The organism is Ornithinibacter sp. (assembly GCF_035443565.1).
Lineage (GTDB): Bacteria > Actinomycetota > Actinomycetes > Actinomycetales > Dermatophilaceae > Fodinibacter.
This window is the reverse complement of sequence record NZ_DAORSO010000096.1, coordinates 7,133-9,243: the sequence shown is the minus strand read 5'-3', so window position 1 is coordinate 9,243 and position 2,111 is coordinate 7,133. Positions and strand designations below refer to the sequence as shown.

The following is a 2,111-nucleotide window of genomic DNA, read 5'->3' as shown; positions in this document are numbered from 1 at the left end:
GCTTCAACACCGAGCTCATGCTGGTCACCGTGGCCATCCTCGTCCTCATCGTCCAGGCGATCCAGCTCGGCGGTGAAGCGGTGGTGCGTCGCGTCGCCCGGCGACGCTGACCACCAGGCCGGGGGTCACTCGTCGACGAAGGCCCGCCCGTGCACGATGACGGCCCAGATGATGAACACGTCCAGCGCGATGAGGGTCAGCCCCCACACCGGGTAGTTCGGCAGCCACGCGAAGTTGCCGAGCATGCTGACGCAGGCCGCGATGACCGCGACCGTGCGCGCCCACGTCGCACCGAAGAACAGGCCGGCTCCGGCCGCGAGCACGAGCAGCCCGAGCAGCAGGTGGATCCAGCCCCACGTCGTGAGGTCGAACCGGAAGACGTAGTCGCCGGCCACCGCGTAGAAGTCGTCGCTGAGGAGCGCGACGAGGCCCTGGATGGCGTGGAAGAGCCCCACCATCACGAGGATCACCCCGGCGAAGGCCACCGGCCCGGCCTGGTCACCACGCCCGCTCGCTGACAGGTTCGTCGTCATCGACATGTTCTCGTACGACATCGCTCGCCCACTTCCTTCGTCGGATGCCGTCCGCGCACCTCGCGCGCCCGGCCCACCACCACCTGTCTACCGTCGGGCCTCCGGCGCTGGCCTCACCCCTACGGGGTGACGCCATCCTCGGCGAGCAGCGAGCGGCATCCCTCGGTGACGACGCCCAGGTCGGTGGCCACGGCCAGGCAGTGGATGCCGTGGGGCCGCAGCCGTGCCGCCGCGGCCGGGGACCCGGCGAAGGCACCGACGAGGATGCCGTGGCGCGCCGCCGCAGCCACGATCACCGCGATCGGACCCCCGGGGTCGTGGTCGTCGAGCAGCCCGTCGACGGTCGTCCCCAGGGACAGGGCGAGGTCCAGGGGGCCGACGAACAAACCGTCGATGCCGGGGGTGGCGGCGATCGCGTCGACGTCGGCGAGGGCACCGGCGGTCTCGATCAGCGCCCAACAGGCCACGTCGGCGTTGGCGGTGGCGGCCTGCGGGGCGCTGCCTCCCCACACCGGCGGGAACGGGCCCCAGCTGCGGTCGCCCTCGGGCGGGTAGCGGGCCGCGCGAGCCGCGCGGACGGCATCCGAGACACCGGTGATCGACGGCACGATGACGGCGGCAGCACCGGCATCGAGGGCGGCCCCGATCCACGCCGCATCAACGGCGGGCACGCGCACGACCAAGGGGGTCGCGGCATCCGCCAGGGCCCGGCCGATCGCGTGGAGTGCGGCGCGGTCGACCGGCCCGTGCTGGGCGTCGATGGCGAGCCAGTCGAAGCCGCTGGCGCTGAGCCGCAGGAGCAGGTCGGCGTCGGCGGTGAAGGTCCACAGACCTCGCGACGTCGCGGACATGGCCCGGTGTCGGGTCACCGCGTGCCCGCCGGTGCCAGCGTCGACATGAGCGCCGACATGAGCGTCGTCGGGGGCGTCGACGTCACGCCCCGACGCTGAGGTCAGCGCGCGTCCTTCTTCGCCTGACGGCTCTTGCCCTTGGACTTCGTCGAGGCGTCGCGCTTGAGACCGCCGGTGGTCTTCGTGGCGCGGCGCCGGGTGCTGGCCTTGGCCGAACCGTCGGCCCCTCCGGCACCCTTCGTGGTGCCCGGTCCTGTCGAGCTGCGCACTGCGGCGGCGGCGGCCAGCCGCTCGTTCTTGAGCTCCTCGGCGGCGGCGCGGGCGACGACCTCGAGGCGGGCACTGACCCGGGCCAGGGCCAGCTCGAACACCTCGGCCTTGGCGCCGTTCGCCGCATTGCCCGGCCGGGCGTGGCCACGGGCCCCCTTCATGCCCACCCGCTGGGCACCGGTCTGCCGGTAGAGCTTCACGTACTTCGAGCGGGCTCGCCGGACCCGGGTGTGCAGATCGAGCAGGGTGTCCTCATCGAGCGCCTCCATCCGGTGCGGCTCGGTCTCGCGCACGAGATCGGCCTGGTTCTTGGTGAGGAAGCGGGGAATCTCGATGGTCATTCAGGGGTCCTCTCGAGGGCGGGTTCTGCCGATAGCGCCACCCTTGCGCCGTTCACGGCCCCTGTCAATGAGACTCGGCCGCAGCAGGGTGCTTCACGTCGTCGAGCCGGTGGCGG

Annotated in this window: 3 protein-coding genes; all 3 read right to left on the bottom strand. The window is 72.3% G+C overall.

Going from position 1 to position 2,111, the window contains the following annotated elements:
- Nucleotides 1-125: 125 nt before the first annotated feature.
- Nucleotides 126-554: a DUF7144 family membrane protein gene (locus tag PLL68_RS10340; RefSeq protein WP_324533786.1), complete on the bottom strand. Its 429-nt coding sequence runs from the start codon at nucleotides 552-554 to the stop codon at nucleotides 126-128.
- A 98-nt stretch (nucleotides 555-652) separates the two neighbouring features.
- Complete coding sequence (locus PLL68_RS10335; RefSeq protein WP_324533784.1) at nucleotides 653-1,384, bottom strand: aldolase/citrate lyase family protein; 732 nt, start codon at nucleotides 1,382-1,384, stop codon at nucleotides 653-655.
- Between the two features lie 101 nt (nucleotides 1,385-1,485).
- Nucleotides 1,486-1,995 carry a hypothetical protein gene (locus PLL68_RS10330; RefSeq protein WP_324533782.1) on the bottom strand — a complete coding sequence of 170 codons (510 nt, stop codon included), beginning with the start codon at nucleotides 1,993-1,995 and terminating at the stop codon, nucleotides 1,486-1,488.
- Between the last annotated feature and the right edge of the window lie 116 nt (nucleotides 1,996-2,111).